The organism is Streptomyces sp. NPDC023573 (assembly GCF_055559735.1).
Genome location: NZ_JBVHKB010000001.1, coordinates 887966 through 894691 on the forward strand (window position 1 = coordinate 887966; position 6726 = coordinate 894691).

4 protein-coding genes are annotated in these 6726 nt (G+C 73.4%); all 4 read right to left on the bottom strand.

Going from position 1 to position 6726, the window contains the following annotated elements; translation table 11 throughout:
• Nucleotides 1–58: 58 nt before the first annotated feature.
• Nucleotides 59–1501, bottom strand: coding sequence for a GTPase ObgE (obgE, locus tag ACZ32T_RS04040; RefSeq protein WP_467262654.1), 1443 nt, complete (start codon nt 1499–1501; stop codon nt 59–61).
• Nucleotides 1502–1641: 140 nt separating this feature from the next.
• Entirely contained in the window at nt 1642–1899 is a 258-nt protein-coding gene (rpmA, locus tag ACZ32T_RS04045) for a 50S ribosomal protein L27 (protein WP_056785490.1), read from the bottom strand.
• A 14-nt stretch (nt 1900–1913) separates the two neighbouring features.
• Nucleotides 1914–2234: a 50S ribosomal protein L21 gene (gene rplU / locus ACZ32T_RS04050; protein ID WP_015577124.1), complete on the bottom strand. Its 321-nt coding sequence runs from the start codon at nt 2232–2234 to the stop codon at nt 1914–1916.
• Between the two features lie 487 nt (nt 2235–2721).
• On the bottom strand, nt 2722–6726 hold a 4005-nt coding region (locus ACZ32T_RS04055; RefSeq protein WP_467365212.1), incomplete at its 5' end, for an Rne/Rng family ribonuclease.

Below are 6726 nucleotides of genomic sequence, written 5' to 3' on the forward strand. Positions count from 1 at the left end.
CCTCTGTACTCCCGTGTCCCGCCCGGGCGGCTTGCCGTCGCCGGGCGGGACCGCGTCGTCAGTCGCTGAAGGGCTCGAACCCTTCGTACTCGCGCTGCGCGACGTCGCGCTCGGACTCGCGCTCGCGGCGGCGCTGCGCGGCGGGGCGGGGTGCCTCCAGGCGGTGGTCCTCGCCACGGCGGCCCAGCATCTCGGCCCCGGCGGCCATGGTCGGCTCCCAGTCGAAGACGACCGCGTTGTCCTCGGCGCCGATGGCCACGCCGTCGCCCGCCCGGGCGCCCGCCTTACGCAGCTCGTCCTCGACACCGAGCCGGTTGAGCCGGTCCGCGAGGTAGCCGACGGCCTCGTCGTTGTTGAAGTCGGTCTGCCGGATCCAGCGCTCGGGCTTCTCACCGCGCACGCGGTAGATGCCGTCGTCCTCCACCGTCACGGTGAAGCCGGCGTCGTCGACGGCCTTGGGACGGATGACGACCCGCGTCGACTCCTCCTTCGGCTTGCTGGCCCGCGCCTCGGCGATGATCCCGGCGAGGGCGTACGAGAGGTCGTTGAGCCCCTTGTGCGCGATGGCCGAGACCTCGAAGACGCGGTAGCCGCGCGCCTCCAGGTCGGGGCGGATCATGTCGGCGAGGTCCTGGCCGTCCGGGATGTCGACCTTGTTGAGGGCGACGATGCGCGGGCGGTCCTCGAGGCCGCCGTACAGCCGCAGCTCCTCCTCGATCATGTCGAGGTCGGAGACCGGGTCGCGGTCCGACTCCACCGTCGCGGTGTCCAGGACGTGCACCAGGACGGAGCAGCGCTCGACGTGCCGCAGGAACTCCAGGCCGAGGCCCTTGCCCTCGCTGGCGCCGGGGATGAGCCCCGGGACGTCCGCGACGGTGTAGACGGTCGAGCCGGCGGTGACGACGCCCAGGTTGGGGACGAGGGTGGTGAACGGGTAGTCCGCGATCTTCGGCTTGGCGGCGGAGAGCACCGAGATCAGCGAGGACTTGCCGGCGCTCGGGTAGCCCACGAGCGCGACGTCGGCGACGGTCTTGAGCTCCAGGACGATGTCACGGCTCTCCCCGGGCTCGCCGAGCAGCGCGAAGCCGGGCGCCTTGCGGCGGGCGGAGGCCAGCGCGGCGTTGCCGAGGCCGCCGCGGCCGCCCTGGCCCGCGACGAAGGTGGTCCCCTGGCCGACCAGGTCGGCGAGGACGTTGCCGGCCTTGTCGAGGACGACGGTGCCGTCCGGGACGGGCAGCACGAGGTCCTGGCCGTCCTTGCCGGAGCGGTTGTCACCGGCGCCGGGCTGGCCGTTCGTGGCCTTGCGGTGGGGGTGGTGGTGGTAGTCCAGCAGCGTGGTCACGGCCTGCTCGACGACGAGGATGACATCGCCGCCGCGTCCGCCGTTGCCCCCGTCGGGACCGCCGAGCGGCTTGAACTTCTCACGGTGTACGGAGGCCACGCCGTGGCCTCCGTTACCCGCGGCGGCATGGAGCTCGACGCGGTCCACGAAGGTGGTCATGGTGGGTGCCTCCAGGTACTACGGAAAAATACGGGAATGTCTCTTGACGTAACGCGCCGAGGGCGGACCCGCTTCCCCGGATACCGGGAAAGCTGAGATCCGCCCTCGGAAGGTGCTGTGTCGTCTCGCCGTTGCCTGACTCAGGCAGCGACGGGAACGATGTTCACGACCTTGCGGCCACGGTGCGTACCGAACTCCACCGCACCGGCGGTCAGCGCGAACAGCGTGTCGTCGCCGCCACGGCCGACGCCCGTGCCCGGGTGGAAGTGGGTGCCGCGCTGGCGGACCAGGATCTCACCGGCGTTCACGGCCTGACCGCCGAAGCGCTTCACGCCGAGCCGCTGGGAATTGGAATCGCGCCCGTTCCGAGTGGACGATGCGCCCTTCTTGTGTGCCATGTCTCCTCAGTCCCTTACTTCGCAGCCGCGGGGATACCGGTGACCTTGATCGCCGTGTACTGCTGGCGGTGACCCTGGCGACGGCGGTAACCCGTCTTGTTCTTGTAGCGAAGGATGTCGATCTTCGCGCCCTTGTGGTGGTCCACGATCTCGGCCTGGACCTTGATGCCGTCCAGGACCCAGGGGTCGCTGGTCACGGCGTCGCCGTCGACAACGAGCAGGGTCGAGAGCTCGACCGTGTCGCCAACCTTGGCGGTGGAAATCTTGTCAACCTCAACGATGTCGCCGACAGCAACCTTGTGCTGGCGACCACCGCTGCGCACGATGGCGTACACGCGGATCTCTCTCTCACTCGGAACGGATCCCCTGATGCCAGCCGCTCGCACGGGCCGGGGCCCGGGACGATCCGGAAGGATGAGCGGCCTCTGCCGGCAGGTGCGCGATGCGCGCGCCGAATCCGGTAGGGATGTGCTCAGGGGTAGGTGCGTACGGAAACACACCGAGCGTTAAGACTACGGACAGCCGCCTTGCCGGTCAAACCGGCTCCCGCCCGGCAGCGGAAGCGCCCGGAAGGCTCCCCGGGAGCCCCCGAGAACCGCCTCAGGACGGACCAGGACGGGCGTGCCGGGCGGGAGGCCCACGACTCCAGCGGAACGACGCTCAGGGCCCCGTGGCGGCGGCGCTGCGGTCCTCCGCGCGCCGCCCTGCCCTTGGCCGCGGGGGTACGGGGCGGTTGGTGCGCCCCTCCCCGCCACGGCCCCTGTCCCCGCCCGCACACGTCTGTGGGCCCCGCCTCGGTCGAGGCGGGGCCCACTGACGCTGTCACTGTCCGGCCGGCCCCTGGAGGTCGGTCGAGGCCGTCACGGAAGGCGACGACTGCTCGGCGGCGACGGTCTTCTTGGCCGCTGCCTTCTTGGTCGTCGTCTTCTTCGCAGCGGTCTTCTTCGCGACCGTCTTGGCGGCCGTCTTCTTGGTGGCCGCCTTCTTCGCCGTGGCCTTCTTGGCGGTCTTCCGCGCCGCGGCCTTCTTCACCGGAGCTTCTGACTCCGCCGCCTCGGTCTCAGGCACGTCGGACGGCCCGGAACCGGCGTCCGTGACCACGACGGCCGCGGCCTCTTCGGTGCCGGCCGGCGACCCCGCCGGGGCGGTGGCCTTCCGGGTCGCCCTGCGACGGGCACGCGGCGGGGCGGCCTCCGTGCCAGCCGCCGGAGCCTCGGGCGCCGGAGCATTCTCCGAGGGAGCGGGCGCCGGTGCCGCGGCGGCCTCGACGACCGGGTCCTCGGCCGCGACGGGCTCCGCCGCGGGCTCGGCCGGATGGACCGGCGGTGTCACGTCGGCCTGCTTGGGCGAGCCCGCCGGGGCGGTCGCCTTCCGGGTCGCCCTGCGACGCGTACGCGCCGGAGGCGCGGCCTCGGGCTCAGGGACGGCGGGAACCTCCACGGGGGTCTCGGCCACCGGCTCGGGCTGCTGCTCCTCGGCCGCCGGGGCCACCGGCGCGGGCTCGGCCACCGGGGCGGGCGTGCTGACCGGAGCCGTGACCTTACGGGTCGCGCGCCGACGGCCGCGGCCGCGCGACGCCGCCGCCTCGGCCTCGGCCGCGCTGCTGTACAGCTCCTCGTCGGCGACGAACTCCGGCTCGGGCAGCGCCACCGGGGCGGCGACCTCGGCGGCCACCTCGGCCTCGGTCTCGGCCTGCTGCTCGTGCTCGTGCTCCTGGCCGTGCTCGTGCTCGTGTCCCGCGCCGCCGCGACCGCGCTTCTTGGAGCGCTTGCCACCGCCGCCACCGGCGGCCGTGGGCTGCTCCATGTGGACGATCACGCCGCGCCCGTTGCAGTGGACGCAGGTCTCGGAGAAGGACTCCAGCAGACCCTGGCCCACCCGCTTACGGGTCATCTGGACCAGGCCCAGCGAGGTGACCTCGGCGACCTGGTGCTTCGTACGGTCGCGGCCCAGGCACTCCAGGAGCCGCCGCAGGACCAGGTCCCGGTTGGACTCCAGCACCATGTCGATGAAGTCGACGACGACGATGCCGCCGAGGTCGCGCAGCCGCAGCTGGCGGACGATCTCCTCGGCCGCCTCCAGGTTGTTCTTGGTGACGGTCTCCTCGAGGTTTCCGCCCTGGCCGGTGAACTTGCCGGTGTTGACGTCGACGACGACCATCGCCTCGGTCTTGTCGATCACCAGCGAGCCGCCGCTCGGCAGATAGACCTTGCGGTCCAGCGCCTTCATCAGCTGCTCGTCGATGCGGTACGTCGCGAAGACGTCGACCTCGGAGGTCCAGCGCGACAGCCGGTCCTTGAGGTCCGGTGCCACGTGCGAGACGTAGCCGTGGATGGTGTCCCAGGCGTCGTCACCGCTGACGATCACCTTCGAGAAGTCCTCGTTGAAGATGTCGCGGACCACCCGGACGGTCATGTCCGGCTCGCCGTAGAGCAGCGTCGGCGCGTTGGAGCTGCTGGTGCTCTTCGACTTCTTCTGGATCTCTTCCCACTGGCCCTGCAGCCGCTCGACGTCGCGGCGCAGCTCGTCCTCGCTCGCGCCCTCGGCGGCGGTGCGCACGATGACACCCGCGTCCTCGGGGACGATCTTCTTGAGGATGGTCTTCAGCCGGGCGCGCTCGGTGTCGGGCAGCTTGCGGCTGATGCCGGTCATCGAGCCCTCGGGCACGTAGACCAGGTACCGGCCGGGCAGCGAGACCTGGCTGGTCAGGCGGGCGCCCTTGTGGCCGATCGGGTCCTTCGTCACCTGGACGAGGACGGACTGGCCCGACTTGAGCGCGGTCTCGATGCGGCGCGGCCCGTGGGCCATGCCGAGTGCCTCGAAGTTGACCTCGCCCGCGTACAGGACGGCGTTGCGGCCCTTGCCGATGTCGACGAAGGCGGCCTCCATGGACGGCAGTACGTTCTGCACCTTGCCCAGGTAGACGTTGCCGACGTAGCTGGTGGCCTGCTCCTTGTTGACGTAGTGCTCGACGAGCACGTTGTCCTCGAGGACGCCGATCTGGGTGCGCTCGCCGCTCTGGCGGACGACCATGACGCGCTCGACGGCCTCACGGCGGGCCAGGAACTCGGCCTCGGTGATGATCGGGACACGGCGGCGGCCCTGCTCACGCCCCTCGCGGCGGCGCTGCTTCTTGGCCTCCATGCGGGTCGAGCCCTTGATGGACTGGACCTCGTCGAAGCCGGTGCCGGGCTCGCGCTCGGCCTCCTTCTTACGGGGCTCGCGGACCTTGACGACCGTACGCTCCGGGTCGTCGGCGCCCGTGCCCGTGTCCTCGCCGGCGGCGTCCCCGCTGCGGCGGCGGCGACGGCGGCGGCGACGGCTGCTGCTGGAACCGGAGGACTCGTGCTCCTCCTCGTCCTCGTCGTCGTGCGCCTGCTGCTCGTCCTCGGAGCGGTCCGAGGCGGCGTCGTCCTGCTGCTCGGCGTCGTCCGTGTCGTTGGCCTCGCCGCGACGGCGGCGACGGCCACCACGGCGGCGACGGCGCGAGGGACGGTCCCCGTACTCGTCCGTCTCGTCGCCCTCGTGCTCGGCGTCGGTCTCGGGCTCGGCCTCGTGCTCGTGCTCGTCCTCGACGGGGGCGGCGGGAGCCGCCTGCTCGGCCGGAAGTGTCACCGGGGTCGCGGCCGGCTCGGTCTCGACGGCCTCGCCACGGCGGCGGCGACGGCGGCGCGAACCGCCCTGGGGTGCGGACTCGGCGGCTTCGGCGGGTGCGGCGGCCTCGGCGGCCTGCCTGCTCTCGGCCTTGCGCGGCGCGCGGTCCGCGCTCTTCTGCTCCTCGGTGCCGTCGCTCTCGTCGTAGGACGGGGCGGAAGTCACGGCGGCAGCGGCGGCAGCCGCGGTCTCCGGGGTCTGGAACATCGGCTCGGAGAAGACCGGGGCCTGGAAGACGGCCACGGCGGGGCGCGTCGCGCGGCGTCCCTTGCGGGCGGGCTCCTCGGTCTTCCCGGTGAACTCGGGGCGGCCGGCGGCGGCGGTGGCGCGGCGGCGCTGGCGGCCGCGCGGCGCGGCCTCCTCGACCTGCTCGGCCTCGGAGGCCAGCTCCTCGGCCACTGCGGCGGGGAGGTCCTCGCCCTTCTCGGCGGCCGCCTCGGCGACCTCCTCGACGGGCTGCGGGGCACCGGCCGGCGCGGACGCCTTACGGGAGGCACGGCGGCGGCCACGCGCGGGCGGCGCGGCCTCGGCGACGGGCGCCTCGACGGTCTCCTCGGCGCGGTCGGGTCCGGCGGCGGCCACGGCGGCCGGCTCGGCGGCCTCAGCGACCGGTTCGGCCACGATCGCGGCCGACGGCTCCGCGGTCCGGGCACCCTGCGGCGTACCGGCCGGGGCCGACGCACGACGGCGGGTACGGCCTCGCGGCGCGGCGGCGGGCTCGGCCGGCTCCGCGAGGGCCTCGGCGACGGGCTCGGGAGCCTTCACCGGCTCGGCCACGATGTCCTGCGCGGCGGTCTCGGCCGTCTGAGGGGCACCCGCGGGAGCGGTGGCCTTGCGGGTGGCGCGGCGACGGCCGCGGGGAGCCTCCACGACGGGGGCCTCGACGGCCTCCTCGGCCTCATCCTCGGCCGGGACCTCGGCGGCGGGCTCGGTGACCGGCTCCACGACCTCGGCGGCGGCCTGCGGCGCACCCGCCGGAGCGGTCGCCTTACGGACCGCACGACGGCGGGCGCGCGCGGGCGGTGCGGCCTCGGCCGGCTCGTCGCTCACAGCAGGGGCCTCGGGGGTGGCCGGGCTCTCGGCGGCGGGCTCGGTGACCGGCTCCACGACCTCGGCGGCGGCCTGCGGCGCACCCGCCGGAGCGGTCGCCTTACGGACCGCACGACGGCGGGC